The organism is Lacinutrix himadriensis (genome assembly GCF_001418105.1).
GTDB classification, from domain to species: domain Bacteria; phylum Bacteroidota; class Bacteroidia; order Flavobacteriales; family Flavobacteriaceae; genus Oceanihabitans; species Oceanihabitans himadriense.
Map to the genome: position 1 here is coordinate 136,989 of NZ_LIQI01000014.1, position 26,861 is coordinate 163,849.

Here is a 26,861-nt window from a genome sequence, read left to right on the forward strand (position 1 = left end):
GGAATCTTATGTAGCGAAGTGATATTATTATTTTATTATTACACAGAGGTTCACAAAGTTATCACAGAGAGTCACAAAGCGCCTTCCCATAAACGCAAAACATCACAATAGGTTCCCTTCTCTTTTCGCAAGGGAAAGTGCATGAAGGACGGAAGGATTTTTCAATAGAAACGCTTATTTGTTAGTAACCATTTAATAACACGACCTAATGTTAGAAATAGGAAACATTCTATTTTGTATCTTACCATACTAACTAACAAATAATTAACTATGAATTCAAAAGTATTTATGATTCTAAGAATTGTACTTGGAATCTTCGTATTGGTCTTCGGACTAAACAAATTTTTAGGTTTTATGCCAATGCCAGAATTATCTGCAGAAGCAGGAGCCTACTTTGGTGCATTAACTTCAGCAAAAACTATGACACTTGTTGGAGCTGTAGAAGTCGTTGCTGGTTTGGCCTTAATATTAAATAAGTATGGTGCACTATTAGCACTAATATTAATGAGCGTTTCTATAAATGCTGTTTTATTTCATGCAGTTTTAGATCCAGCAGGAATTGCAGGAGCAGCAGTTTTATTAATACTTAACATTGCTGTACTTTATGGTTATAAAGACAAATTCAAAGATTTGTTAGCATAACAAACCATATATCAAACAAAAAAGAGGCTATAATAGCCTCTTTTTTTATGCCTTTAATCAGTAACTTTACATTTGAATTAAAACGAACCTAAAGAATAATACAGCCAAAAGATAATTAACTATGCGTAACCTTTTAATTATAGCTTTCTTGTTTTCTCATTTTAGTAATACATATGCTCAAGTTTTTGAGGTAGAAAACATAAAGTTAGCTGGAGATATGGATAAGCGCATTAACATCGTGATTTTAGGCGATGGTTATCAAGAAAGTGAATTTGCTACATTTGAAGCAGACGCGATGCAAATCACTAATTATTTTTTCAATCAATCTCCTTACAATGAATATTCAGAATACTTTAATGTATATATTATAAAAGTGCCTTCTAATGAAAGTGGAGCAAGTCATCCTGGCAATGCTTCAGATGAAGCTAATTATGATTTACCAGTAAGTGTTGTAGACAATTACTTTGGAAGTTCTTTTGATAATTATAATATTCATAGAGCGCTTTACACGCCAAATTCATCTTTAATTTATAACGTATTAGCAAATAATTTCCCGGAATATGACTTAGCATTAATTATTGTAAACACAGATCATTATGGAGGAACTGGATTTGAATTCTCTATTTCTTCTACAGACCCTAACGCTGCAGAAATAGCTGTCCATGAAGTTGGGCATGTTCTGGTTGACTTAGAAGATGAATACTACCCAGGTGATGCTTGGGCAAACGAAAATATTAATATGACTCAGGAAACAGATCCTGCATTAGTTAGATGGAAAAATTGGATAGGAACCAACGGAATTGGGATTTATCCTTACGGAACATCTGGAAGTGCTGCTACTTGGCACAAGCCTAGCACCTATTGTAAAATGGGTTTTTTGTATGCCGATTTTTGTTCCGTTTGTAAAGAAGGTACCATTGAAAAATTTCACAGTTTAGTATCTCCTATTGATTCTTATTTACCAACTGAAACATCTATTAGTAATGAAACCTTTCCTTTAGAATTTCAATTAGATCTTATTCAAACAACATCCAACACTATAGAAAGTACTTGGACACTTAACAATACTATTATTGAAACGAATGTAGATGTAGTTTCGTTAGAGCTAAACGATTTAGTTTCAGGCACCAATAATCTAACTGTAGTTGTGCAGGATGCCACTTCTTTAATAAATATTGATAATCATAATACAACGCATGCGTATACTGTTTCTTGGTCTATTGATAACTCTCTAGGAATTGAAAATATTGAAGCTAATAATTATAGTATTACCATATATCCTAATCCATCTAGTGATATAATAAATATCGCAATGGAAAATACTTTAGAAAAAGATATTAGTATTGAAATTGTAAGTATAGATGGAAAGAAAATAAAATCACTTACTACTGTAAATAAGGATATCACGCCAATAGACATTAGTGCTTTAAGTTCCGGTTTATATCTAATTAACTTTTACGCAAACAATGCTCTAATTTCAAGTAAAAAGTTAATTAAGGAATAAACGTATTTTATTTCTAGTGGAATTTGAGCAAAATGAATAACCAAATGCTTTATTACGTAACTTTAGCAATCCAAAAAAAGTACTATTTCCAGATGAAAGTTTTAAACATTATAAAAATCACATCCTATTTAACGCTTATCTGTTTTATACTTTCTTGTGCATCAAAAAAGCAAGCAACTCCAAAAAGCGCAATAACAAAAGAAGAAACTATATCTATTTCAAAACCACAAATTATTTTTCTAAATTATTTATTGGTTAAAAATGCCCAAGGCGAAAAAAGCATTACGCTAATAAATCAAATTAAAACGGAAGGAAAATTAAAAGGGAAACCTAAAAACATAGCAAATACCAGCTCTGGCGATTTAGAATATATTCTTTTAGATAAAGACTATAATAGCATTGAAAAACATGCTTTAAAAAATCCGTTAAAAAAAACAGTGGAGTTTGTTAACGATTTTGGTAATTTTGAAAAAAGAACATTAGATTTAGACCGCGTAGAATTCACCATAAGAATACAATTGCCACCGGAAGCTAAACACATGAAAATTATTGAATTAACAAATGCAAGTTCTAAAGAACACATCATCACCAAAATAGATTAAATATGAAAAAATCATTACTTTTATTACTTCTTATATTTAATGTATCCTTGGTTGTAGGACAAATTTTTGATAAAGTTACTATTAAAAATTCAGGCGATGATAACCACCGAATTAACTTAGTTATTTTAAGTGAAGGTTATCAAACTAGTGAGTTACCACAGTTTGAAATAGACGCTACAAATTTCATGAACGATTTTTTTGCTGAAGAACCTTTTGCTAGTTATGAAAACTATTTTAATGTACATATATTAAAAGTACCATCTAACGAGAGTGGATCAACGCATCCAGGAACTGCTGCCGACGAATCAAGTTATAGTATACCAACATTAATAGTGGACAGTTATTTTGATACAACCTATGATTATTATAATGTGCATAGATTACTTTATACAGAAAGCCAAGCTACTATTAGCACGGTTTTAGCGAACAATTTTCAAACCTTTGACCAAGCGCTTATTTTAGTAAACTCTCCGCATTATGGAGGAAGTGGAGGAACGTATCCTATTGCTTCTACAGGGCAAGATGGAGGCGAAATTGCTATTCATGAAATCGGACATTCTTTTGCCGATTTAAAGGACGAATATTACCCTGGAGATAATCAAGTTGCAGAGGCAATAAACATGACGCAAGAAACAGATCCTAGTTTAGTAAAATGGAAAAATTGGATTGGCATAGACGGCATTGGTATTTATTCGCATACTGGAACAACAGATGCTCCTTCCTGGAAAAGACCACATCAAGGGTGTAAAATGCGTTATTTAGGCTATCCTTTTTGTGCGGTTTGTAAGGAAGGTATTATTGAAAAAATTCATACTTTAGTTTCACCTCTAGATTCTTATTTACCAACTGAAGCGACAATAAGTGACCCTACATTTCCTTTAGCTTTTCAAATAAACACCATACAAACACTTCCTACAAATACCTTAGAAAACACTTGGACGCTTAACACAAATAGTTTTGCTACCAATGTAAACTCTGTAAACCTACAAGAAAGCGATTTAAGTGCAGGGACAAACACTTTAACCGCAGTGGTACATGATGCAACTACTTTAATAAATGTAGACAGTCACGAGTCTGTTCACGTTGCTACAGTTACCTGGACTATTGATAATACTTTAGGAATTCAGGATGTTGTTGCTAATGATTTTAGTTTAACCATGTATCCAAATCCTTCAAATGATGTGGTTCATTTTAAATTAGAAAACACTTTGGCCAATACGGTTCTTGTAAAAATAGTAAGTATGGATGGTAAAGAAGTTAAAACAATAAACCTTAGTAATAACCAAAACACAGCAATAGATATTAGTACTTTAAGTCAAGGATTATACATCACTAACTTTTACACTAACAATGTTTTAATCGCTAGTAAAAAACTAGTTAAGAACTAGTCTCTTTATTTTTGTTGTGGAGGATATTTTTTAAACACTTTTTCTACAAGTGCTTGTAAGCTTGCTTCGCGTTTTTCTGGACTAGCATTTGGCTGATAAGTACTTTCACTAGTAGCTTGCCAAAAAAGACCGATGCCATTTTCGTCTATAAAATCGAATATAATTTCTCTCGTGATTTTTGCTGTTCCAACAGGAATACCAATAGAAACACCTCCTCCAATATTGCGTCCTGTTCCACCAACACCTACTCCAACCGTACTATTTTGTTGCGCTTGATACTCTTTACTCTGAATATTAATAAAGAAATCTGGAGTTTCAGAAAGCGATAATCCTTGCAGTTGTAATTGGCTATCTAACACATCCAACAAGCGTTTTGCATCCAATGCACTTAATCCTGTTTCTATATCTGAATAGTAATTATAGGTCTTGTATTTAGAAAAATCGGTGCCTTTTTCGAAATCTGTAGTCAGATAAATTGGCGCACACGAGGTAATGAAAAATGTAAATAGTAGTATTTTAATAGATTTCATAGGAATTGTATTTCTGTAAAAATAATCAAAAACTATTCCAATAAAAAACTACCATGTATATGGTAGTTTTAAAGTAATCCTAAAATAGGATGTATTGCGTTAAGGATTGTAGTGGCATCCTTTTATTTTATTTCAAAATAAAAGATACAACGAAAAGCCTGACACTACGTAGCCAAAGCGTAGTAGTGTAACGCCCAAAAATTATTCATTCAACATATTCCAGAGCTTATCATTAAGTTCTGCTAAACCTTGTTGTGCAACAGAGGAGATAAACAAATAGTCTATTGGTAAATTATTATCTAATTCTACTTTTAATTCGGCTTGTAATTCTGCATCCAGCATATCACATTTTGAGATCGCAATCATACGATCTTTATCTAGCATTTCTGGATTGTAACGTCTTAACTCATCTAATAAAATATCGTATTGTTTTTTAATATCTTCTGCATCGGCAGGAATTAAAAACAATAAAATAGAGTTACGCTCAATATGGCGTAAAAAGTAATAACCAAGACCTTTTCCTTCTGCTGCTCCTTCTATAATACCAGGAATATCTGCCATTACAAAAGATTGAAATTCTCTATGTTTTACAATACCTAAATTGGGTTTAAGCGTTGTAAACTCATAATCTGCAATTTTTGGTTTTGCAGAAGTAATTACAGAAAGTAATGTTGACTTCCCTGCATTAGGGAAACCTACTAAACCAACATCGGCTAGTAATTTTAACTCTAAGGTAATATCTTTTTCTTCTAACGGAATTCCAGGTTGTGCATAACGAGGGGTTTGGTTGGTAGAACTTTTAAAGTGCCAGTTACCACGACCTCCTTTACCACCTTCTGCAACAATTCTTTCTTCACCTTCTTCGGTGATTTCAAAAAGAACTTCGTTGGTTTCTGTATCTCTAACTACAGTTCCTAAAGGCACATCTACATATTGATCTTCACCATCTGCACCAGAGCTTCTTCCTTTACTTCCATTACCACCATGTGTAGCTCTAATGTGTCGCTTAAATTTAAGATGTATCAGTGTCCAAAGATTAGAGCTTCCTCTAAGAATTACGTGACCACCACGACCTCCATCTCCTCCATCTGGACCTCCTTTTTCTAAATATTTTTCACGATGTAAATGCGTGGATCCTTGTCCTCCTTTTCCAGAAGAAACGTGCATTTTTACGTAGTCTACAAAATTTCCCTCAGTCATGTTTTCTTTCCGCAAAAGCGGAAATCTTTTTTAATTAATATATCATTTTTCACTCCCTGTATCTTTTACAATACAGAAGTAAAATCTTTTGTTATTAGATACTAAAGTGCATCAATAACGGTATTTAATCGTACAGTAATATCTTCAATACTACCAACGCCATCCACACCAAAATATCTATTTTGTGCAGAGTAATAATCTTTTAAAATAGCAGTTTCATTATAATAAACTTTTATTCTGTTTCTTATAATCGTTTCATCAGAATCATCTTTTCTTCCGCTAGTTTTCCCTCTTTCTAATAAACGTTGTACTAAAACTTCATCATCTACCTCAAGCGCAACCATAGCATTAACTTGAGAATCTTTAGCTTCTAATATTTTATCTAAAGCTACTGCTTGTACTTCATTTCTTGGAAAACCATCAAAAATAAATCCTTTTGCATCTGCATTCCTATCCACCTCTGCCTCTAACATATCTATAGTTACTTGGTCAGGAACGAGGTTACCTTTATCCATAAAAGATTTAGCTAACATACCTAAAGCTGTTTCGTTTTTTATATTATAACGAAACACATCTCCTGTAGAGATATGTACTAAATTGTATTTTTCTTTTAAAAAATTAGCTTGTGTTCCTTTTCCTGCTCCTGGAGGTCCAAATAGGACTAAATTTGTCATGTGTTGTGTTGTTTTTAATTGATATACTTCTGGCAAATCTCTTCCTAAACCGTTATAATCTAATCCATAACCAACTATAAATTTATCTGGTATTTCTATACCAACATAATCTAATTTATAATCTTTTTTATAGGCTTCTGGTTTAAAAAATAAGGTAGCAATTATTAGAGATTTAGCATTTTCGTTTTTAAAAATTCGATGTACTTCTGCTAATGTTTTTCCAGAATCAATAATGTCTTCTAGAATTACAACCGTACGTCCTGTTAAATCTTGTGTAAGACCTATAAGTCTTTGTATGTCGTCTGTAGATTTTATCCCTTCATAAGAAGCAAGTTTTATAAAAGTAACTTCGCAAGGTTTCGGGTATTTTTTAACAAAATCACTTACCAGCATAAAAGAGCCATTTAAAATACCTATAAATACTGGCACTTCATCTCCTAAATCTGCAGCAATATCATCTGCCATTTTTTGTACAGCAGCATCAATTTTTTCTGCCGAAATAAATGGTTTAAAATATAAATCGTCTAGCTTAATCATGTAAGACTAACTTGTTTTTTATTAATTCTTTGCAAAGATACATATTTGTACTATGATTTACGATTTTGATACGATTTTATTGGCTATATTTTCATATTAAACTGTATTTTTGTTACAATTAAAATAAGACTTATTAATTAAAAAGATTTCCGTTTTCACGGAAAATAAATATGAACTATTTTTCTTCAGATTTTAAACTTGGAATTCTTGGTGGCGGACAACTTGGTAAAATGCTACTTACCGAAACCAGGAAACTAGATATTTACACCTGTATTTTAGACGGAAGCACAGAAGCACCTTGCAAAATAGGAAGCAATGAATTTCATTTAGGAAGCTTAATGGATTTTGAAACGGTTTACCAATTCGGAAAAAAGGTAGATGTGTTAACCATTGAGATTGAAAACGTAAATATCGATGCGCTTGAAAAGTTAGAAAAAGAAGGCGTTACCGTTTATCCGGCTTCGAAAACACTTCGCATTATTCAAAATAAAGCAAAACAAAAACTGTTTTATATAGATAAAAATCTACCTACTGCTCCTTTTTCACGATTTGCATATATTTCGGAAATAGAAGACGCGATAGATAATGGCGGTTTACATTTTCCGTTTGTTTGGAAAGCTGCACAATTTGGCTATGATGGTAACGGCGTAAAAGTAGTACGAAGCCTGGAAGATTTAAAAGACTTACCAAAAGGCGAATGTATTGCAGAAGATTTAATTCCTTTTAAAAATGAATTAGCAGTTATTGTTTCTAGAAATGCAAAAGGCGAAGTAAAAACCTTTCCGGTTGTAGAAATGGAATTTCATCCAGAAGCAAACCAGGTAGAATATGTAATCTGTCCGGCAAGAATAGCTCCTGAAATCGCTAAAAAAGCAGAAGAAGTTGCTTTAAAAACATCGGAAGCATTTAAACATGTTGGTTTATTGGCTGTCGAAATGTTTTTAACACAAAACGATGAAATATTAATCAACGAAGTAGCACCAAGACCACATAATTCGGGACATCAAACTATTGAAGCTAATTATACCTCACAGTTTGAGCAACACATAAGAGCCATTTTAAATTTACCTTTAGGAAGTACAGCAAATAAAGCTGGTGGAATCATGGTAAATCTTGTTGGCGCCGAAGGTTATACAGGAAATGTTGTTTATGAAAATATAGAAGCTATTATGAATATGGAAGGAGTTACTCCGCATATTTATGGTAAAAAAGAAACACGTCCTTTTCGTAAAATGGGACATGTTACTATTGTACATCCAGATATTAACGAAGCACGTAAAATTGCGGAAGCAGTTAAGAATACGATTAAGGTGATAAGCGAGTAAAATCACATCCATCTAATTTAGATACATAGAATCATTCAGAAATTAAATATTTGAAATATATTATGAAAGTAGGAGTAATCATGGGAAGCAAAAGTGATCTTCCAGTAATGCAAGAAGCTATAGATATTTTAAAAAGCTTTGATATTATTGTAGAAGTAGATATTGTTTCTGCACACAGAACACCAGAAAAAATGTTCGATTATGGTAAAAACGCACATAAAAACGGCATTGCTGTTATTATTGCAGGAGCCGGAGGAGCTGCACATTTACCAGGAATGATAGCGTCTTTATCTCCACTTCCTATTATTGGTGTTCCTGTAAAAAGCAGTAATTCTATAGATGGTTGGGATTCTGTTTTGTCTATTTTACAAATGCCTGGAGGAGTTCCTGTAGCAACAGTAGCTTTAAATGGAGCTAAAAATGCAGGAATACTTGCTGCACAAATTATTGCAACTTCTAACGCTTCCGTTTTAGAAAAAGTAATTGCTTATAAAGAAGGTTTAAAAGTTAAAGTTATAGAATCTGCAAAAGGTTTATAACCAAATAACCCCAAGATTTCTCTCAGGGTTATAACGCTATTAATCAATTTCTTAAATATGAGATTGAACTCACATGAAAAAACCTATGCAAAGATTCAACTATTTCATGTTATTCTTATTTTAAAAAAGAAGCAATTCGTTATTTTAGATTAAAAGCAAATAAATCGGTTAAACTGTAAATTACGAGTTTTTACAAATTAAAAAAACCTTGACTTGCATCAAGGTTTTAGCTATTAATCAATAATTTTGTCAATGAGTAACCAACTCTATGAAAAATTCTCAACAAAGGTAAAAAAATATTTATTATGCATGCATAATAAATCACTCTTTTAACAAAACTTTAAAAAATGAACAAGAATATACTTACAGAAAAATTTACAACAGCATTTCAAACGGCTCCTTTTTCTAAAATAGCGACTACAGACTTTCTTCCTGCTTTTATACTAGGTATAAAAAATGCCAAAGCTGAAATAGATGCCATTATTGATAATCCTGAAGCTCCAACTTTTGAGAATACGATTGAAGCTTTAGATTTCTCTGGAGAGCAATTAGATAGAATATCTAGTATATTTTTCAATCTTAATTCGGCCGAAACCAATGAAGATATTCAAAAGATTGCACAAGAAGTTTCACCGCTACTTTCAGAATTTGGTAATGACATCACATTAAATCAAGATTTATTTAAACGTGTGAAAGCGGTTTATAATTCTAAAGCCGATTTAAAATTAACAACAGAACAAGAAACACTTTTAGATAAAAAATATAAAAGCTTTTCTAGAAATGGTGCCAATCTAACAGAAGACAAAAAACAAGCACTTCGCGAAATAGATAAGGAGCTTAGTAAACTAAAACTAAAGTTTGGCGAAAATGTTTTAGCAGAAACCAACAAGTTTGAAATGCTAATCACCAATGAAGCCGATTTAGCAGGATTACCAGAAGGCGCTAAAGAAGCGGCTAAGCAATTAGCAGAATCAAAAGAGAAAGAAGGATGGCTTATCACGTTAGACTATCCTAGTTATATTCCTTTTATGACGTATGCCGACAATCGTGAGTTACGTAAGGAATTAGCTTTAGCTTCTGGAAGCAAAGCTTTTCATAACGACGCTTTAGACAATCAAGATAACGTTTTACAAATTGCAACACTTCGTTTTAAAAGAGCCAATCTTTTAGGTTATAAAACACATGCACATTTTGTTTTAGAGGAACGCATGGCAAAAACTCCTGAAAAGGTAGAAAGCTTTTTAAATGAGTTATTAGAAAAAGCAAAACCAGCAGCTCAAGAAGAATTCACCAATCTTGAAAACTTCGCAAAAGAACAGGATGGTATTGATACCTTACAAAAATGGGATTCTGGTTATTATGCCGAAAAATTAAAACAAAAGCTTTTCAACTTAGACGACGAACAATTAAAACCATACTTTAAATTAGAAAACGTAATTGAAGGTGCTTTTACTATTGCGAACAAATTATTCGGTTTACAATTTGAAGAAATCCATACCATAGACAAATATCATGAAGATGTTTTAACCTATAAAGTAAATGATGAAAACGGAGAATTAGTTTCTATTTTCTATGCAGATTTCTTCCCAAGAAAAGGAAAACGAAATGGTGCTTGGATGACAAGTTATAAGTCGCAAAGCATAAAAAATGGCGTGAATGACAGACCACACGTTTCCATTGTTTGTAATTTCACAAAACCTACAAACACGAAACCTTCCCTTTTAACATTTAACGAGGTAACTACCTTATTTCATGAATTCGGACATGCATTACATGGTATGCTTGCCAATACCACCTACCCTAGTTTATCTGGAACAAGTGTTTTCTGGGATTTTGTAGAATTACCAAGTCAGGTTTTAGAAAACTGGTGTTTTGAAAAAGAAGCATTAGAACTTTTTGCGAAACATTATGAAACAGGAGAAGTAATTCCAATGGAATTGGTAGAAAAAATAAAAGAATCTGCTACCTTTCATGAAGGCATGCAAACCATGCGTCAAATAAGCTTTGGTTTATTAGATATGTCTTGGCATGCACAAGACCCTTCGGCTATTACCAATGTAAAAGCACATGAAAAAGAAGCTTTTGGTGACACGCAATTATTTCCTGATGTTGCAGAAAATTGTATGAGTACTGCATTTTCTCATATTTTTCAAGGAGGGTATTCTTCTGGATATTATAGTTACAAATGGGCGGAAGTTTTAGATGCAGATGCATTTGAATACTTTAAGGAAGAAGGAATCTTTAACAAAACCGTTGCTACAAAATTTAAAGAAAACGTATTAAGCAAAGGTGGAACCGAAAACCCAATGACGCTTTATAAACGTTTTAGAGGACAAGAACCAAAACCTGAAGCACTTTTAAAAAGAGCTGGATTAATTAAATAAGCATATAACCCATTTGTTGTAATAGGAATAGAAGTCCTATATTAGGAATCTAAATAAAAATTCAAAATGAAATTAAAACACAGCCTTACCGTATTATTTTTAATGCTTTCTATTAGCATGATGCAAGCGCAAAAAATTAAAATTAAAAAAGGGGTTATCTATATAGATGGCGAAAATTGTTTAACAACAGAAGGGTATCCTGTAAACACCTCTTTCTATGATGCGGATGGCGAAGAAATTATTTTCATGAAATACCTCAAAACGAATAAAGAAGAAAGCTATGCTAAAGTGACTTTTCTTGATCAGAAGATTTCCTTGACTTCAAAATCTATTGTATTCACTAGAAAAATGCTTTTAAGAAGACTTTTAGATAATAAAGTTATAGAAAATTGCAAACTCAACCCAGATAACATAGAGCGTTTTATTCTAAAGTTTGATGAACAAGTAGAAAAAGAGGATGTTAATGTGAAAGTAATTATTGATAGAAATTAATTTTGTTGCATGAAACTAGAGCTTCCAAATTGGATTATTATTCTTGGCGGAATTGGTCAAATATTCACGGCACTAATCTATCCGTATATAAGACATCAGGTTTTTGATTGGTATAACGATGTTAAGCAACTGAAGCCATTAAATCAAGAAATCGCTAAAACCTATGGAAGATATATTCAAGGTTTAAATTTTTCCTTTGGTTTGATTGCAATAATAATGCCTTCCGATTTAAAAAACCACACCAATCTAGCCATTGCAATTACTGGTTTAATTGCTGCTTATTGGGTTGGAAAAGTACTTACACAAATTGCATATTATCCTATGTATGATATTCCACAGAAAAAAATATTTAAAATCGGAAGCTATTTCATGAATGCCTTATTTGTGTTTTTCGCAGTAGTTTATTCCCTTTTATTTATTGTGAATATTTTAAATCACTAAACCCATGAAAACAATACTTATAGCTGGAGGAACAGGATTTATCGGACAAACATTAGAAAAGCATTTTACCAGTAAAGGCTATTCCGTTAAAATATTAAGCAGAAACCCCAAACGCGATAATGAAATCCTTTGGGATGCAAAAACAATGGAAGGCTCTTGGGTTACCCATCTTGAAAATTTAGATGTGCTTATTAACCTTACCGGAAAAACAATCAATTGCAGATTTACCGACGCTAATAAAAAAGCTATAAAAGAATCTAGAATTGTTGCCACAGCACTTTTAGGACAAGCTATTGACACCTGTAACAATCCGCCAAAAGTATGGATGAACTCCTCCACTACTTCTATATACAAAGCCTCTTTCACCAAAGAAATGACTGAAGATAGCACAGCGTATGGTACCGATTTTGAAGCAGAAGTTGCAACTGTTTGGGAAAATGCATTTTATAAAACGCAAAATCCAGAAACTAGAAAAATAGTACTACGTACTTCTATCGTTTTAGGTAATGAAGATGGTGCTTTTGTGCCATTAAAAAAGCTAACACAATTTGGCTTAGGTGGCAAACAAGGCGATGGAAAGCAAAAGGTAAGTTGGATTCATAAAACCGATTTTGCACGAGCTGTAGATTTTCTAATGCAGAAAGAAAGTGCTAAAGGTGCTTATAACTTTTGTGTTCCAAAACCAACAGACAACGCAACAATGATGAAAGACTTTAGAAAAGCATTGGGTGTTCCTATTGGTATTCCTAGTCCGAAATTCATCCTAGAAATCGGAGCTTTATTTATGCAAACAGAACCGGAACTCATTTTAAATAGCCGGAATGTAGTCCCAAAAAAGCTATTAGAGGATGGTTTTAAGTTTCAATTTCCTACAATTGTTTCCGCCGTAAAAAATTTAATAGATTAAATATAAATCCTTTTGCTTACTTTTGCTAAAACTTAGCTAAAAAAAGAATATGCCAAAGCATCTAATAGATCCTAATAAATGGATCGATTTATATTCAGATTATCTATTCAATTACACCATTTCTCGTGTTAACGATAGAGATTTATCTAAAGACTTGGTTCAAGATACTTTTTTTGCAGGTTTAAAATCTATGAAAAATTTTAAAGGAGAAGCTAGCGAACGTACTTGGCTAATTTCTATTTTAAAACGAAAAATTATAGATTATTATAGAAAAATAAATTCTAACAAAGGAAAAGCCGAAGTTAGAATGAGCTACAACAGTGATGTAGAAACCGAAGGCGATTGGCTAGAAGAACGCGTTGCAGATCCTTTTGATAAAAATGCAGAAAGTGTTATTGAGAATGAAGAACTAGGCGATGCTATTTATAGTTGTTTAGATAAACTCCCTGCGAAACAAGCTACTATTTTTAAAATGAAAACCATTGAAGGAATAGATACCGAAACTATTTGTAATGAACTAAACATTACTGCGTCTAACCTTTGGGTTATCATTCATAGAGCAAGAACAACAATGGCATCTTGCATGGAGAAAAACTGGTTTTAAATTATGAATACAGAGATTAACATAAGTAAAGCTTGCGAAAAAGCAAATCATGTTTGTGATAAATCGCAATACAAAGAAGCTTCTATATTAGAGAAAATAAAACTTACTATACATTTAGCTTTCTGTAGGGCTTGTAGAAATTACTCTAAAAACAATAAAAAGCTTAGCGTTACAATAGAAAAGGCAAAGGTAGATTGTATGCATAAAGATGAAAAAGATGCTTTAAAAGAAAACCTAACGCAAGCCATAAAAGAGCATCAAAATTAGCCATATAATTGGCAATCCTTCTACAAAAAAGGAACTATAATATGTTGCTTGTTGCTTTTTAGAAAACAATACAAACAATAGCGTTATTAGTGTAATCATCACTAAAACAAAAACATTGCTTCTATTTGTTTGATCTTTAAAAAATTCTAAAAAGAAAAAGATTACCAACAAAAAAACACCAATACCCTTTGTTTTACGTATTCCAATACGTTGTGGTATGGTAGATAGTTTTAAACTATCATATTGTAAATCCCGTATTTCAAAAGGAATCATAAGTACTAACACAAAAACAAAACGTTGTAAAGTGGTTATAAGAATATCTGTTGTTATAGCAATTTCATTATCTACAATAGGAAGCAATACCGTTACCGCAGACCAAACCAAACCAATTACATAAATTTTCAATCCGCTAATTTGACGTAAATTCTGGTTACTATCCACAAAAATATTTCTTGGTAAAAAAGGAATCGCATAAAAAAAAGTAATCGCTCCAAGTAGCAATATATACAACCAGGTTTTTACTTCTAGTTGAAAGGCATAATAACACAAAGCGATAAAACAAATAAGTGAAAATATTTGAATCGCCTTTAACTTACTAGCTAAACTTCGATGATGAAATCTCGCTAAACCAAAGTACTTCACAAAATTATAACCGGTAATGGTTGCAAAAAAGTTAAAACACAAAACGGTCTCATCAAAAGAAACACCAAATTCTATAAGGGTAATCCATGTTAAAGCATATACACTTAAAGCCACATGAATACTTGCGTTTATATAAAAATCGAAAAGGTGTTTTACTATTCGCATAAAACAAAAATACGCAATACCTTTTAGGAATTAAATTTACTAAAAAGAAATGTGCTATTATTTATTTTAAAAACAAAGAAAATCAACAATAGCAATAGTTAAGCTTCCTTTTTATTTTGAAGCATAAACGAAAAAACACTATTTATTTGAACATATTTAATTTACAAAAGATGCTACCTGTTAATAACCATTTCATTTGGTTAAAAACTTTCATATTTCAAAACTAAAAAACTCTATTATTTCCGTATTTTTGGGCTCGCAAACAACACGCTTTATTATTTTAATAAAGCTCCTAATAAAATCTCATTCTCACGAAAGTGAGAATATAACACAACTATTTAAGAATGAATACAAACACCTTTGCACTTCGTCATATTGGTCCTAGAGAAGAAGACCAAAAACAAATGCTAAAAACCATTGGTGTAGATAGTTTAGACCAACTTATCTACGAAACCATTCCGGATGATATTAGATTACAAAAAGATCTAGATCTTGCAGAAGCCATGAGTGAGCAAGAATATTTAGTATACCTAAATAAGGTTGCTAAAAAAAACAAAGTATACAAAACATATATTGGTTTAGGATACCACCCAACCATTTTACCAGCAGTAATACAACGTAACATTTTAGAAAATCCGGGTTGGTATACTGCGTACACACCGTATCAAGCGGAAATTGCGCAAGGTCGTTTAGAAGCACTTCTAAATTACCAAACCATGATTACAGACCTAACAGGAATGGAACTGGCAAACGCATCGCTTTTAGATGAAAGTACTGCTGCTGCTGAAGCTATGAGCTTACTATTTTCTGTTAGAGAACGAGCGCAAAAAAAAGCAGGAATAAATAAGTTTTTTGTTTCTGAAAACATTTTACCGCAAACACTTTCTCTATTACAAACCAGATCCAATCCTATTGGTGTAGAACTAGTTATTGGAGATGAAAATACTTTTGATTTTTCTTCGGAATTCTTTGGAGCAATCTTACAATATCCTGGAAAAAATGGACAAGTATCTGATATTAAATCTTTTATAACTAAAGCTAACGAAGCACAAATTAAAGTGGCTGTTGCTGCAGACATTTTAAGCTTAGTAAAACTAGAAGCTCCTGGTAAATTTGGTGCAGATGTAGTAGTTGGAACCACACAACGTTTTGGAATACCAATGGGTTATGGTGGACCACATGCAGCATATTTTGCCACTAAAGAGATGTACAAACGTGATATTCCTGGACGTATCATTGGTGTTACCAAAGATGTAAATGGTAATAGAGCGTTACGTATGGCTTTACAAACTAGAGAACAACATATAAAAAGAGATAGAGCAACATCTAATATTTGTACCGCACAAGTATTATTAGCGGTTATGGCCGGAATGTATGCTGTATATCATGGACCTAAAGGTTTACAATTTATAGCAAACCAAGTACATAGTGCAGCTTCCTCACTAGCAGAAGCTCTAGAAAAACTAGGTTTTAAACAAACCAATACTTCTTACTTTGATACGCTTCAGATTAAAACCAAAGCTAAAAAAGTAAAGAAAATTGCAAAAGACAAAAAAGTAAACTTCTTTTATCCAGATAAGGAAACAGTTACTATTTCTATAAACGAAACGACTTCGGTTAGAGATATAAATGAGATCATTTCTATTTTCGCTAAAGTTGCAGGTAAAAAAGCATTTACTATTTCTTCTTTTTCAGAAGTAAATAATATCGATAAAGAACTTCAAAGAACTACCGATTTCTTAACACTAGATATTTTTAATTCGTACCATTCGGAAACCGAATTAATGCGATACATTAAAAGACTAGAACGTAAAGATTTATCGTTAAATCATTCTATGATTTCACTTGGTTCTTGTACTATGAAATTAAATGCAGCAGCAGAAATGCTACCTTTAAGCCAGTCAGAATGGGGAAGTATTCATCCTTTTGTGCCATTAAAACAAGCTAGAGGTTATGCAACTATTTTAAAAGAATTAGAAGACCAACTTACAGAAATCACTGGTTTCGCTGCAACATCTTTACAACCAAATTCTGGTGCACAAGGAGAATTTGCAGGCCTAATGGTTATTAAAGCATATCATGAGTCTCGTAAAGATCATCATAGAAATATTTGCTTAATTCCTAGTTCTGCACATGGTACAAATCCAGCAAGTGCGGTAATGGCAGGAATGAAAGTGGTAGTTACTAAATCTACAGACGAAGGTAATATCGATGTCGAAGATTTACGTGAAAAAGCAATTTTACACAAAGATAATTTATCGTGTTTAATGGTAACCTACCCTTCTACACATGGTGTTTACGAAGCTTCCATAAAAGAAATCACCAAAATTATTCATGATAATGGCGGACAAGTTTATATGGATGGTGCAAATATGAATGCACAAGTAGGATTAACCAATCCTGGAAATATTGGCGCAGATGTTTGTCACTTAAACTTACACAAAACCTTTGCTATTCCTCATGGCGGTGGAGGACCTGGAGTTGGACCAATTTGCGTTGCAAAACAATTGGCTCCTTTTTTACCAGGAAACCCTATAATTAAAACGGGAGGAAAAGATGCTATTACAGCCATCTCCTCTGCTCCTTTTGGTTCTGCTTTAGCATGTTTAATCTCTTATGGTTACATAAAAATGCTAGGTGCAAAAGGATTAACAGCATCTACAAAAATTGCAATATTAAATGCAAACTACATCAAAACAAGATTAGAAGGTCATTTTGACACTTTATACTCTGGTGAACGTGGTCGTGCAGCACATGAAATGATTGTAGACTGTCGTGCTTTTAAAGCAAATGGTATTGAGGTTACAGATATTGCAAAACGTTTAATGGATTATGGTTTTCATGCGCCAACAGTATCTTTCCCTGTAGCAGGAACTTTAATGATTGAGCCTACAGAAAGTGAAAGCAAACAAGAAATTGATCGTTTTTGTGATGCTATGATTTCTATTAGAAAAGAAATAAACCTAGCAACCAAAGAGGATACAAACAATCCTTTAAAAAATGCACCACATACCATGGCAATGGTTACTGCTAATAATTGGGATTTCCCATATAGTAGAGACACTGCTGCATATCCTTTAGAATACGTACATGACAATAAATTTTGGCCTAGCGTAAGACGTGTTGATGATGCGTACGGAGACCGTAATTTAATCTGTACATGTGCTCCTATTGAGGCATATATGGACGCAAACTAAAGGTTGAACATCGTAAATAATTAATTAAATAAAATTGCCTTTAGTTTTTACTGCTTATCTTAGCAGATAAACAATTAAAGGCAATCCTTTTTTTTATGAATATCAAAATTACCGGAACAGGAAGTTATATACCAAGCACTATAGAAAAAAATGAAGATTTTTATAATCATGAATTTTTAAATGCGGATGGTTCTAAAATTAATAGTACAAATGAAGTTATCGTACATAAATTTAAAGCGATAACAGGAATTGAAGAAAGACGCTATGTAAAACCAGAATTAAATAATTCGGACATAGCTTTTTATGCTGCAGAAAAAGCAATTGCAGACGCCAAAATTGATAAAGAAACATTAGATTATATTATTGTTGCCCATAATTATGGTGATATAAAACATAACACAGCGCAAAGTGATACCGTACCAAGTATTGCATCTCGTGTAAAGCACTTGTTACAAATTAAAAACCCAAGATGTGTTGGGTACGATCTACTTTTTGGTTGTCCGGGTTGGATTGAAGGTGTGATTCAAGCCAATGCATTTATTAAATCCGGATTAGCAAAACGCTGTTTGGTTATCGGATCGGAAACCCTATCGAGAGTGGTAGATGAACACGATCGCGATTCTATGATTTATAGTGATGGTGCAGGAGCTGTTATTATAGAAGAAACCGCAGAAGAAGGTGGTATTATTAGCCATGAAACTGCAACTTTTGCATTAGACGAAGCACATTTCATCTATTTTGGAAAAACCAATAAACCAGAAACTGCTAGCCAACGTAAATACATTAAAATGTATGGGCGAAAGATTTATGAATTCGCGCTTACCAATGTTCCTTTAGCTTTAAAATCGTGTTTAGACAAAAGCGGATATGTTATAGGCGACGTTAAAAAAATACTAATCCATCAAGCAAATGAAAAAATGGATGAAGCCATTGTAAAGCGTTTTTACAAACTTCATGATATGGAAATGCCAGAAGGCATTATGCCTATGTCTATTGGTATGCTTGGTAATTCTAGCGTAGCAACGGTTCCTACTTTATATGATATGATTTTAAAAGGAAAACTTGAAAATCAAGAAATTAAAAAAGGAGATGTTATTATGTTTGCAAGTGTTGGTGCAGGTATGAATATTAATGCCATAGTTTATAAGCACTAGTTATTAAATCACTGACTTTAAAAGGTTTTCGCTTTCGCGGAAAATAAATATGTACGAACAAACATTCCCGCATAAACGCTACAAACTTACCTATCAGTTTTTAGAAAAACACATTTCTAAATCGGAAGCTATTTTAGATTTAGGAGTCGAAAATCCGTTTACCAAAATCTTAAAGGACAATGGTTTTTCTGTGAAAAACACCAAAGGGGAAGACTTGGATACGAATACGACAACCATACAAAACTCGGAAGCAACCGTTGTAACGGCTTTCGAAATTTTTGAACACCTACTCTCTCCTTTTACCGTTTTACAAGCTATAAAAGCAGATAAACTAGTAATAAGCGTTCCGCTTCGATTATGGTTTTCTCCTGCTTACCGAAGCAAAACAGATACATGGGACAGACATTACCATGAGTTTGAAGATTGGCAATTAGATTGGTTATTAGAAAAAACAGGCTGGAAAATAATAGATAGACAAAAATGGACTAATCCTACCAAAAAAATTGGGATTAGACCAATACTAAGATGGTTTACTCCTAGATATTATATAATATACGCAGAACGCGTATAAGATTTCAAAAAACTAAATAACAAATACCAAAAACTTACTCGGTTGGTTTTGGAATTTGAGTTTTTAATATTGTAATTTGTTTTCATGAACATTTCCATTATCATTCCTGCGCATAACGAAGAAAAGTTTATAGAAAAAACTATCGTTTCTTTGGTCAATCAAACGCTACGTCCAAAGCAACTTGTGATTGTAAATGATAATTCTACAGATAAAACCCAAAAGATAGTTTCGTATTATTTATCGAAGTACAGTTGGATTTCTCTTGTAAACATTAATTCTTCTAACGAGCATTTACCAGGAACTAAAATCATCAATGCGTTTTACAAAGGCTTAGAAATTCTAGATACCAACTATGATGTGATTTGTAAATTTGATGCCGATTTAATCTTTCCGAATAATTATTTAGAAAAATTAGCTTCACATTTTAATAGGAATAAGAAGTTAGGAATGGCTGCTGGCTTCTGCTATATTGAAAAAGACAACCAATGGGTATTAGAAAACTTAACACGAAAAGATCATATTCGTGGCGCTTTAAAAGCCTATAAAAAAGCGTGTTTTGAGCAAATAGGAAAACTAAAACCTTCTATGGGTTGGGATACTGTGGACGAATTATTAGCTAAATATTACGATTGGGAACTTTTAACCGACGAAACCCTGCACGTAAAACATCTAAAACCTACAGGAATAAGCTATAACAAAGCATCCAAACACATGCAAGGAGAAGCGATGTATAAAATGCGTTACGGATTTATAATCACCTTAATTTCGGCATTAAAACTAGCGTATAAAAAGCGAAGTTCTACTTTATTTAAAGACTACATGTCTGGCTATTTTAAGGCAAAAAGTAACAAAACAGACTATCTAGTTTCCCAAGATCAAGGTACTTTTATTAGAAAATTACGTTGGGAAGGAATGCTTGATAAATGGAAATAATTAAATTCCAAATTCCAACACTACGCCATTGTCTTATACAATCGAAAAAAAGAGAGATTTCCGTCTTCACGGAAATAAAAAACTACTATTTAGAAACTCCAATTTTTATAATCTGCGGAAGCTTCTAATTTATTTTCTACAGTATCATCCAATTCGGAAAAGAAATCAATTCCGGTTAATGCTTCTACCTCATCTACAGAAACGACAAACTTATATAGCGGCTCTTTAGACTCCTTATGATTCATTAAAAATGCAATCACTTTCGTTTTACCAGAATTGTTATCTATCAACACCTTATAAAACTGATTTGGCACGGATACTTTTTCGGTACCTATGGTTTTCATATTTCCTTTTAAAATTCCGCCAGACACCACAAAAACGCCATTGTACTTACTTGCCCAATACCGTGTTTTCTGCTCTAATCGATTCCAAACACCAGCATTAAAATCGTGTTTTTGCGGAGAAATATTACTTGTTAAAAAAGTTTCGTCATGTGCAGATTTACTATATTTTCTATCTCCTGCAGGACAAAGATGTCCGCGATCATAACCAGATTGCTTATAATTTCGCCAATGTGCAGCTCCGGTTTTCACAGCGTTATCCACTTCAAAATAAGGACGTTTAAAATTAGCACTACTTAAATGTGATTTCTTAAGTTCATAAGCTACCCATTCTGCTTGTTCATGGGGTTCACTATAACTTAAACTATACCCTTCATGATGTACTATCTGTCCGGTGGTACTTGTTGGTAAAAAATATTCGTTGGTATTTGTTTTTACTGTACCTCCTTGTTCAATGATGCCAACTTTAATTTCATTATCGAAATAAGCATCGTATCCATAAACTCCAACAAGGATTAGGATAGCAATTACAGAATATATTTTTTTATTAGCCATTAAGGTTTTACAAATTTAAGCTTTATCTTTTTATTAGATTTATCCGTAATTTCTGCAATATATATTCCTGAATTTAAAAAGGAAAGATCTACATTTTTAGAATTCACATTATTTAAAGATTGTATATTTTGTCCTAACAGATTATAAATATTCAAGCTTTGAATCTCATTTAAATTTTCAACACCATGTAACACTAATGTTTCTTTTTCTATATTATAAAAAACAGAAACTGGATTCGCATTCAAATCTTGTGAAGACAAAACTTGTCCTTTTTGATAAACTATTGAAAAACGAGATACATCTACACTACTATTTAAATTTAAAGTTATCCCATTACCCATTATATCATAAAACATATTTGTCTGATTATCTTTCAAATAAATAGTTTCACTTTCCGGAAAATTTAGAGTTTCTGTAATCTCAAAAGTATAAGTACCAGAATCGGTAATATGGATTCCTAAAGGTATTTCATCTAATACATCAAAACTATTAAGCGCTTGAATACATAACTCTTCATCTGTAATTGCCCAATAAATCTCATTGGAAAGCTCATTAAACGTTCTACTATCGTAACCATGATTAAAACCAGCATTCGCATTCGTATCATATCCTAAAGCAATGGTAGACTCGTTACTAGCTGCATCTCTAAATGCAAGCCAATATTTAATTCGAGTATCTGTTGTTGTTTCATCAGATGTTCTATAAAAAACACTTTCTCCTAAAGATTCTTTTTTAAAGGCCCTTTGGTTATTTTTAAAGACAATTCTACCAGCTGTATGCGCTTTTACAAAAAAGCTCTGTCCTACAGGAATATAATCTTTAGGACCTCCTTTTGAGGATACTCCTCCATTTACTGGTACAGGAATACCAACAGACCCTAATAAATTGTAGGTTGCATAACCACCTTGATATTGGTTTAAAACATGTGTATCATTTGAAGTAAATTGCTCATAAAAATAAAGCGAACCATCTATTACAGAAAGGTTATCATTAATAAATCGAACGGCATCTAATGCGGAAGGAAATGGATTTCCTACTAAAATTTCATCCCCTGCTAATACATCTATAAATATATCGCCATCGTTTGCGATACCTTTAAAAACATATTTTTGATCTAAAACAGATAGGTTTCCAGAACCTTTCATGGTATAACCAAGACCTGGTATAATTGGAGTTGTTGGAGAAACACCATGCCAATCTGCATACGCATCAGCTAAGCCATTAAAAGTATACAACCAGCGACTACTCCATTCCATAGGACTAGCCAATGGATTAGCATTCTTGTTTGTTGTAAATCCAATAGACCCTGTCTCTGTTTCTAAATAATTTACTTGCCAATTACCATTTCTATGCACCGGAGCACTCCAATAATTATAATTATATAAATTATTAGAACCTTCCTGTGTAATGGTTAAATCACCACTTCCCGAATTTAAAGAGGTTCCTGTATGCTTTTGAATTAGTTGCGCTTCATCTACAAACGTAATTGTTCCATTATTCCATATCCCATTTTCAACTTCTAATAGCACACCATCGTTAACCTGTAATGTTGCACCTAATTCTACTTGAACTTCTCTAACATATCCTGCTTCATTTAAAATGCCTATTGCTCCAGATTTTACCGTTAATTTTAAACAGGAATCTGATGCATCTGGTGCATCACCTATACCAGACCCGTTAAAATAAGAAGTCCCATCCCAAACAATTTGGTCTAAATAACTTAATGTAAAATAATCTCCATCAGAAAAAGAAACTCCTGAATGGTTGCTGTAGATCCTGAAATGGTTAAATCATAACTAGTTGCTGTAGAAAAAGCGCTATTACTATCTACAATTAATTGTAAAGGTTGGCAACTTTGTTTAGCTGTTAAATCTAAAGCGGAAATATCAAAACTCATATTTACAGTTCCCAGGTTTCCAATTTTACTCACGCGCCATTTTGAATCTAGTTGCTCTCTATAATTTACTGTTTCTGTAACAAAATTATAGGAAGGATCCTTTTTGTCTTCTCCCCAAAATAAATAATCTCCATTAGATAAAGCAGAAGGTGCATTTATTCTAACAATTCCTGATCCTTGAGAATCGGAATGATTACTACCATCTGAAGCTTGCCCGATTCCTGCTACATGATGATCAAAATCACCATTAGCAATATTATCGTTAGTGTAAAAATTACTAGCTGTTAAAGCGATATTATATTTTGCTGATAAATAATTATTTACAATTATAGTTTCGGCCTTATTCAGCTTATAATTAAAATGAATAAGCTCTGACATTTCTCCTTTAGAATAACGATTATAATCTACATTCATCGTTCCAATGGTTAAAGGCTGATTTGAATTTATAATACTCGTACTATTTTCTCTTGCTGTTAATAGAACGCTACCATTACGAGACATAGAGCTTCTTGAATTAATGGGGTTGCTTCCATCAAAATCAAAACTCAAAATATAATTCTCATCATTAGAAAAAGATGCTGAACTGTTATAACGGTTATTTGAATTTACAATATCGGTTGTAAGTTTATTGTTATAAAGAAAAAAGGTATACGCATAATTCGCACTTACAGAATAAGTAAGTCTTTTACCTAATATCGCGTGTACATTATTACTGGAATAAAGGCCTTTTGGTTTAAAAACTGAAAAATAAGTAATTGCAGTAGTCCCATCTAAAATATCGGCATCATCTACTTTTAACCAATCTCTAACCCCATTAAAATCTACACTAGGGTAATTATTTAAAGAAGAGTTGCTGATAAAAGATGGTTGTTCACCTGTAATCGTTTGATTCGCATCGTTATTATTACCGGAAGCATCTCGCCAATTAGAAACGACTTCTCCATCCAATAATTTTAAATCATCCACTTTTAACCAAAGGCCATTAGTTGATGTATTACCAACGCCACCTGGGCCAGATTGCGAAAATATATAAATAGGGCACAATAAAGCAAAAAGCTTTATTGCTAATAGGTTTTTTTTAAACATGCTATAAATCTTAGGGGCTGCAAAGGTAGGTAACAAAACCACTATTAAAAATCATTTAACAGTGCTCTTAGATCTTATTCGCTAAGATGATATGTATAGCCGATGATTGGAACTCACAGTCCTTCTTTATATGTTTAATAGGCATTTATTTCTAATAAAAAAGCCTTTCCAGATTTGGAAAGGCTTTTTTATTTAAATATTTCGTTTAGTCTCGAAGTTTTTCTAATAATTCTTGGGCTTTACTATAATTATAATTTGAGGTATCGCTAACTAAAACATTTAATGTTGCAATAGCAGCGTCGGTATCATCCATTTTTAAATAGGTTAGCGCTTTATACCAATATCCTTTGGAATTATCGAGACTATTACTTTCTATAAGTTCATTAAATGTAGTAAGCGCATTATTATATTCATTTAATTCCAAGAAGACAATACCTTGATATAATAGAACTGTACCTGCAACAGTATAGCTGTTTTGTATATAAGCATCAAAAAACAGATGTGCTTTTTCGTAGTTTTTATTTACAAAAGCATTTTCAGCTTCTGCTAAGGTTGTATCCTCAACATCCCCTCTACTTATTAGGGAAGGTAATTCTTGCCAAGAGTTATAATTCTCATATAATTCTAAATTACTGGCAGAATCATTAAAAACAAAATAGCCAATTAAAAAGACTACGGAGGCTGCAATTGCCAAATAAGAAAAGTAGTTTTTTTTATTGGAAGGGCTTTCTTTTACAAAACGATCATTTACCTTTTTTATAGAAGCTTTTAAGGCTTTAGCATCGTCACTTTTTAAATAACTCTCCAGCCCTTCTACTTCTGCATCCTTATCTGCAAAAGACCAATCTTCTTCATTATAATGCGCTTGCATTTCTTTGTTAACAGAAATGTAATCTACTAATTCTTGATTATCTTGTAAAAGCAGTTCGAATGCTTTTTTAGCATCTACAGATAGCTTATCTGTTAGATAATCATCTGCTTGGTTTTGTAGGTTTTCAGACAGGCTCATAATTCTTTTAATTCTTTAAATCGTACGTCTTTTTTAATCGTTTCGGTTAATTTATTTTTACACTTAAAAACACGTTGTCTCACTACAGACTCACTATTATAGTCTAATTCTTCTGCAATTTTTTTATAAGGCATTTTATTAAAAAATCGTTTTAAAATTTCTTTACAGTTTCCGGAGACTTCTTCAAGTTTTTCTTGAAAAAATTCCCAACGTTCTTGCTCTAAAATACTACTTGCTAATTCACGCGCTTCACTTCCTTGTTCCTTAAAAGTATCATTTGTTACCAATCTTTTTCTTTTATTTAATTCACGACGCCATAAATTCTTGCATGCAACAAAGAGATATGCTTCAAAAGAAGAGTTGATTTCAAAAGATTTTACAGCAACACGTGTCATAATTTGCAGTAATGCTTTTTGAAAAACATCTTCTGCATCGGCTTGCTGCCCTTTGTTTTGCAATACAAAATGTTTAATGTTAGGAAAAACCTTTTGGTAGATTTCTAAGATCACTTTCTCATTCTTTGTTTTTAGTCCAGTGATAAAGTAATTAGGGTCTTTCATTTAATTGTTTGAAAAAAAATTAATTATTGGGTAACAAATATATATATTTATGAACGAGTATTAAAAACACTTCACATTATGATGACAAAAACATTAAAATTAGCTTTAACCCTAACAGTATTACTTTTTATTGGATGTACAGTAGACCAAGAAAAAGATTCTATAGAAGCAAGTGAAACTCATACAAACTCAAGACTTCTAAAAATTTGCCCGTTATATAACGTACTAGCAACAAATACCTATTATAATCCACAAAAACCTATTACAGTCAATATAGATTATACCCCTATTAACACAAACACTACTTCTTCAAATTATCAAGCAAGAAGAGCTATTATTAGAAATCAGCTTTTAGAAATCAATCCAAATATAGTATTTAAAGAGCTTAGTGAGGATAGTGATTTATTAAAAATAACGAACCAAATTCTTGATTCCATACAAGATTATTTATGTGACGCATATACAACCGTAAAATTAAGTGAGATTGAAGCATTCTCAAAGGCAACAGTATGCTATAACTCTAATCTAAGTGAAGCAAACAAACAAGCAATTAGAAATGACAATATGATTAATGAAAATTTAATATTAATACAAGAGGTTTCTAACGGTTGCGAAATCTGGACAATGAAAGGTTGTTGTAAGATGGGGGTTACCGGAGGTGGTGTTGATCTTGGTAATGATGATTTTACTTATGAATTTTTATAGTAATTATTAA

At 32.4% G+C, this 26,861-nt stretch carries 26 protein-coding genes; 17 read left to right on the top strand and 9 right to left on the bottom strand.

Annotated elements, in window-relative coordinates; genetic code table 11:
- Positions 1 to 270: 270 nt before the first annotated feature.
- The 4 genes from AMD28_RS04150 to AMD28_RS04165 all read left to right on the top strand — a co-directional run bounded on the left by AMD28_RS04150 (position 271) and on the right by AMD28_RS04165 (position 4,136).
- Complete coding sequence (locus tag AMD28_RS04150; RefSeq protein ID WP_055442899.1) at positions 271 to 642, top strand: DoxX family membrane protein; 372 nt, start codon at positions 271 to 273, stop codon at positions 640 to 642.
- A 121-nt stretch (positions 643 to 763) separates the two neighbouring features.
- Positions 764 to 2,146, top strand: a complete 1,383-nt coding sequence (locus AMD28_RS04155; RefSeq protein WP_055442900.1) for a T9SS type A sorting domain-containing protein — start codon at positions 764 to 766, stop codon at positions 2,144 to 2,146.
- A gap of 92 nt (positions 2,147 to 2,238) precedes the next feature.
- Positions 2,239 to 2,748: a hypothetical protein gene (locus tag AMD28_RS04160; RefSeq protein ID WP_152975539.1), complete on the top strand. Its 510-nt coding sequence runs from the start codon at positions 2,239 to 2,241 to the stop codon at positions 2,746 to 2,748.
- Positions 2,749 to 2,750: 2 nt separating this feature from the next.
- Positions 2,751 to 4,136, top strand: coding sequence for a T9SS type A sorting domain-containing protein (locus AMD28_RS04165; protein ID WP_055442902.1), 1,386 nt, complete (start codon positions 2,751 to 2,753; stop codon positions 4,134 to 4,136).
- Positions 4,137 to 4,141: 5 nt separating this feature from the next.
- Here the strand turns inward: AMD28_RS04165 and AMD28_RS04170 are convergent, their stop codons facing one another.
- The 3 genes from AMD28_RS04170 to AMD28_RS18320 form a co-directional block, all read right to left on the bottom strand.
- Entirely contained in the window at positions 4,142 to 4,666 is a 525-nt protein-coding gene (locus tag AMD28_RS04170) for a DUF4136 domain-containing protein (RefSeq protein WP_055442903.1), read from the bottom strand.
- Between the two features lie 201 nt (positions 4,667 to 4,867).
- Positions 4,868 to 5,866: a GTPase ObgE gene (gene obgE, locus AMD28_RS04175; protein ID WP_055442904.1), complete on the bottom strand. Its 999-nt coding sequence runs from the start codon at positions 5,864 to 5,866 to the stop codon at positions 4,868 to 4,870.
- 101 nt (positions 5,867 to 5,967) lie between these two features.
- Positions 5,968 to 7,077, bottom strand: coding sequence for an adenylate kinase (locus tag AMD28_RS18320; RefSeq protein WP_083478234.1), 1,110 nt, complete (start codon positions 7,075 to 7,077; stop codon positions 5,968 to 5,970).
- Positions 7,078 to 7,247: 170 nt separating this feature from the next.
- On the opposite strand from AMD28_RS18320, the gene AMD28_RS04185 reads away from it, so the two are divergent.
- From AMD28_RS04185 to AMD28_RS04220, 8 genes are all read left to right on the top strand, one after another.
- Positions 7,248 to 8,402, top strand: coding sequence for a 5-(carboxyamino)imidazole ribonucleotide synthase (locus tag AMD28_RS04185; protein WP_055442905.1), 1,155 nt, complete (start codon positions 7,248 to 7,250; stop codon positions 8,400 to 8,402).
- Positions 8,403 to 8,461: 59 nt separating this feature from the next.
- Positions 8,462 to 8,941, top strand: coding sequence for a 5-(carboxyamino)imidazole ribonucleotide mutase (purE, locus tag AMD28_RS04190; protein WP_055442997.1), 480 nt, complete (start codon positions 8,462 to 8,464; stop codon positions 8,939 to 8,941).
- Positions 8,942 to 9,288: 347 nt separating this feature from the next.
- Positions 9,289 to 11,325 carry a M3 family metallopeptidase gene (locus AMD28_RS04195; protein ID WP_055442906.1) on the top strand — a complete coding sequence of 679 codons (2,037 nt, stop codon included), beginning with the start codon at positions 9,289 to 9,291 and terminating at the stop codon, positions 11,323 to 11,325.
- A 66-nt stretch (positions 11,326 to 11,391) separates the two neighbouring features.
- Positions 11,392 to 11,817 (top strand): hypothetical protein, encoded by a 426-nt coding sequence (locus AMD28_RS04200; RefSeq protein WP_152975540.1) that lies wholly within the window; start codon positions 11,392 to 11,394, stop codon positions 11,815 to 11,817.
- A gap of 9 nt (positions 11,818 to 11,826) precedes the next feature.
- Positions 11,827 to 12,258, top strand: coding sequence for a hypothetical protein (locus tag AMD28_RS04205; protein WP_055442908.1), 432 nt, complete (start codon positions 11,827 to 11,829; stop codon positions 12,256 to 12,258).
- A gap of 4 nt (positions 12,259 to 12,262) precedes the next feature.
- Positions 12,263 to 13,165 (top strand): TIGR01777 family oxidoreductase, encoded by a 903-nt coding sequence (locus AMD28_RS04210; RefSeq protein ID WP_055442909.1) that lies wholly within the window; start codon positions 12,263 to 12,265, stop codon positions 13,163 to 13,165.
- A gap of 49 nt (positions 13,166 to 13,214) precedes the next feature.
- Positions 13,215 to 13,769, top strand: a complete 555-nt coding sequence (locus AMD28_RS04215; RefSeq protein ID WP_055442910.1) for a sigma-70 family RNA polymerase sigma factor — start codon at positions 13,215 to 13,217, stop codon at positions 13,767 to 13,769.
- 3 nt (positions 13,770 to 13,772) lie between these two features.
- Entirely contained in the window at positions 13,773 to 14,036 is a 264-nt protein-coding gene (locus AMD28_RS04220; RefSeq protein WP_055442911.1) for a hypothetical protein, read from the top strand.
- On the opposite strand, the gene AMD28_RS04225 is transcribed toward AMD28_RS04220, so the two are convergent.
- On the bottom strand, positions 14,004 to 14,843 hold the full coding sequence (locus tag AMD28_RS04225) for a UbiA prenyltransferase family protein (RefSeq protein ID WP_055442912.1): 840 nt from the start codon (positions 14,841 to 14,843) through the stop codon (positions 14,004 to 14,006). The genes AMD28_RS04220 and AMD28_RS04225 overlap by 33 nt on opposite strands.
- Positions 14,844 to 15,187: 344 nt before the next feature.
- Between AMD28_RS04225 and gcvP the strand changes: the two genes are divergently transcribed.
- The 4 genes from gcvP to AMD28_RS04245 all read left to right on the top strand — a co-directional run bounded on the left by gcvP (position 15,188) and on the right by AMD28_RS04245 (position 20,698).
- Positions 15,188 to 18,040: an aminomethyl-transferring glycine dehydrogenase gene (gene gcvP / locus AMD28_RS04230; protein WP_055442913.1), complete on the top strand. Its 2,853-nt coding sequence runs from the start codon at positions 15,188 to 15,190 to the stop codon at positions 18,038 to 18,040.
- Between the two features lie 95 nt (positions 18,041 to 18,135).
- Positions 18,136 to 19,194 carry a 3-oxoacyl-ACP synthase III family protein gene (locus AMD28_RS04235; protein WP_055442914.1) on the top strand — a complete coding sequence of 353 codons (1,059 nt, stop codon included), beginning with the start codon at positions 18,136 to 18,138 and terminating at the stop codon, positions 19,192 to 19,194.
- A 49-nt stretch (positions 19,195 to 19,243) separates the two neighbouring features.
- Positions 19,244 to 19,765 (top strand): class I SAM-dependent methyltransferase, encoded by a 522-nt coding sequence (locus tag AMD28_RS04240; RefSeq protein WP_055442915.1) that lies wholly within the window; start codon positions 19,244 to 19,246, stop codon positions 19,763 to 19,765.
- 84 nt (positions 19,766 to 19,849) lie between these two features.
- Complete coding sequence (locus tag AMD28_RS04245; protein ID WP_055442916.1) at positions 19,850 to 20,698, top strand: glycosyltransferase family 2 protein; 849 nt, start codon at positions 19,850 to 19,852, stop codon at positions 20,696 to 20,698.
- 89 nt (positions 20,699 to 20,787) lie between these two features.
- On the opposite strand, the gene AMD28_RS04250 is transcribed toward AMD28_RS04245, so the two are convergent.
- From AMD28_RS04250 to AMD28_RS04270, 5 genes are all read right to left on the bottom strand, one after another.
- Positions 20,788 to 21,594 carry a DNA/RNA non-specific endonuclease gene (locus AMD28_RS04250; protein ID WP_055442917.1) on the bottom strand — a complete coding sequence of 269 codons (807 nt, stop codon included), beginning with the start codon at positions 21,592 to 21,594 and terminating at the stop codon, positions 20,788 to 20,790.
- Complete coding sequence (locus AMD28_RS04255; RefSeq protein ID WP_055442918.1) at positions 21,594 to 23,123, bottom strand: T9SS type A sorting domain-containing protein; 1,530 nt, start codon at positions 23,121 to 23,123, stop codon at positions 21,594 to 21,596. The genes AMD28_RS04250 and AMD28_RS04255 overlap by 1 nt, the downstream gene beginning before the upstream one ends.
- A 191-nt stretch (positions 23,124 to 23,314) precedes the next feature.
- Complete coding sequence (locus AMD28_RS04260) at positions 23,315 to 24,577, bottom strand: DUF8202 domain-containing protein (RefSeq protein ID WP_055442919.1); 1,263 nt, start codon at positions 24,575 to 24,577, stop codon at positions 23,315 to 23,317.
- 205 nt (positions 24,578 to 24,782) lie between these two features.
- Complete coding sequence (locus tag AMD28_RS04265) at positions 24,783 to 25,586, bottom strand: tetratricopeptide repeat protein (RefSeq protein WP_055442920.1); 804 nt, start codon at positions 25,584 to 25,586, stop codon at positions 24,783 to 24,785.
- Positions 25,583 to 26,146, bottom strand: coding sequence for an RNA polymerase sigma factor (locus tag AMD28_RS04270; RefSeq protein ID WP_055442921.1), 564 nt, complete (start codon positions 26,144 to 26,146; stop codon positions 25,583 to 25,585). The genes AMD28_RS04265 and AMD28_RS04270 overlap by 4 nt, the downstream gene beginning before the upstream one ends.
- Before the next feature lie 78 nt (positions 26,147 to 26,224).
- On the opposite strand from AMD28_RS04270, the gene AMD28_RS04275 reads away from it, so the two are divergent.
- Positions 26,225 to 26,851 carry a hypothetical protein gene (locus AMD28_RS04275; protein ID WP_152975541.1) on the top strand — a complete coding sequence of 209 codons (627 nt, stop codon included), beginning with the start codon at positions 26,225 to 26,227 and terminating at the stop codon, positions 26,849 to 26,851.
- The last annotated feature ends 10 nt before the right edge of the window (positions 26,852 to 26,861 follow it).

Bases quoted from the DNA above. Each gene is read 5' to 3' on its own strand.
- AMD28_RS04150 (WP_055442899.1), top strand. From the start codon at position 271: ATGAATTCAAAAGTATTTATGATTCTAAGAATTGTACTTGGAATCTTC.
- AMD28_RS04155 (WP_055442900.1), top strand. From the start codon at position 764: ATGCGTAACCTTTTAATTATAGCTTTCTTGTTTTCTCATTTTAGTAAT.
- AMD28_RS04160 (WP_152975539.1), top strand. From the start codon at position 2,239: ATGAAAGTTTTAAACATTATAAAAATCACATCCTATTTAACGCTTATC.
- AMD28_RS04165 (WP_055442902.1), top strand. From the start codon at position 2,751: ATGAAAAAATCATTACTTTTATTACTTCTTATATTTAATGTATCCTTG.
- AMD28_RS04170 (WP_055442903.1), bottom strand. From the start codon at position 4,666: ATGAAATCTATTAAAATACTACTATTTACATTTTTCATTACCTCGTGT.
- obgE (WP_055442904.1), bottom strand. From the start codon at position 5,866: ATGACTGAGGGAAATTTTGTAGACTACGTAAAAATGCACGTTTCTTCT.
- AMD28_RS18320 (WP_083478234.1), bottom strand. From the start codon at position 7,077: ATGATTAAGCTAGACGATTTATATTTTAAACCATTTATTTCGGCAGAA.
- AMD28_RS04185 (WP_055442905.1), top strand. From the start codon at position 7,248: ATGAACTATTTTTCTTCAGATTTTAAACTTGGAATTCTTGGTGGCGGA.
- AMD28_RS04195 (WP_055442906.1), top strand. From the start codon at position 9,289: ATGAACAAGAATATACTTACAGAAAAATTTACAACAGCATTTCAAACG.
- AMD28_RS04200 (WP_152975540.1), top strand. From the start codon at position 11,392: ATGAAATTAAAACACAGCCTTACCGTATTATTTTTAATGCTTTCTATT.
- AMD28_RS04205 (WP_055442908.1), top strand. From the start codon at position 11,827: ATGAAACTAGAGCTTCCAAATTGGATTATTATTCTTGGCGGAATTGGT.
- AMD28_RS04210 (WP_055442909.1), top strand. From the start codon at position 12,263: ATGAAAACAATACTTATAGCTGGAGGAACAGGATTTATCGGACAAACA.
- AMD28_RS04215 (WP_055442910.1), top strand. From the start codon at position 13,215: ATGCCAAAGCATCTAATAGATCCTAATAAATGGATCGATTTATATTCA.
- AMD28_RS04220 (WP_055442911.1), top strand. From the start codon at position 13,773: ATGAATACAGAGATTAACATAAGTAAAGCTTGCGAAAAAGCAAATCAT.
- AMD28_RS04225 (WP_055442912.1), bottom strand. From the start codon at position 14,843: ATGCGAATAGTAAAACACCTTTTCGATTTTTATATAAACGCAAGTATT.
- gcvP (WP_055442913.1), top strand. From the start codon at position 15,188: ATGAATACAAACACCTTTGCACTTCGTCATATTGGTCCTAGAGAAGAA.
- AMD28_RS04235 (WP_055442914.1), top strand. From the start codon at position 18,136: ATGAATATCAAAATTACCGGAACAGGAAGTTATATACCAAGCACTATA.
- AMD28_RS04240 (WP_055442915.1), top strand. From the start codon at position 19,244: ATGTACGAACAAACATTCCCGCATAAACGCTACAAACTTACCTATCAG.
- AMD28_RS04245 (WP_055442916.1), top strand. From the start codon at position 19,850: ATGAACATTTCCATTATCATTCCTGCGCATAACGAAGAAAAGTTTATA.
- AMD28_RS04250 (WP_055442917.1), bottom strand. From the start codon at position 21,594: ATGGCTAATAAAAAAATATATTCTGTAATTGCTATCCTAATCCTTGTT.
- AMD28_RS04260 (WP_055442919.1), bottom strand. From the start codon at position 24,577: ATGTTTAAAAAAAACCTATTAGCAATAAAGCTTTTTGCTTTATTGTGC.
- AMD28_RS04265 (WP_055442920.1), bottom strand. From the start codon at position 25,586: ATGAGCCTGTCTGAAAACCTACAAAACCAAGCAGATGATTATCTAACA.
- AMD28_RS04270 (WP_055442921.1), bottom strand. From the start codon at position 26,146: ATGAAAGACCCTAATTACTTTATCACTGGACTAAAAACAAAGAATGAG.
- AMD28_RS04275 (WP_152975541.1), top strand. From the start codon at position 26,225: ATGATGACAAAAACATTAAAATTAGCTTTAACCCTAACAGTATTACTT.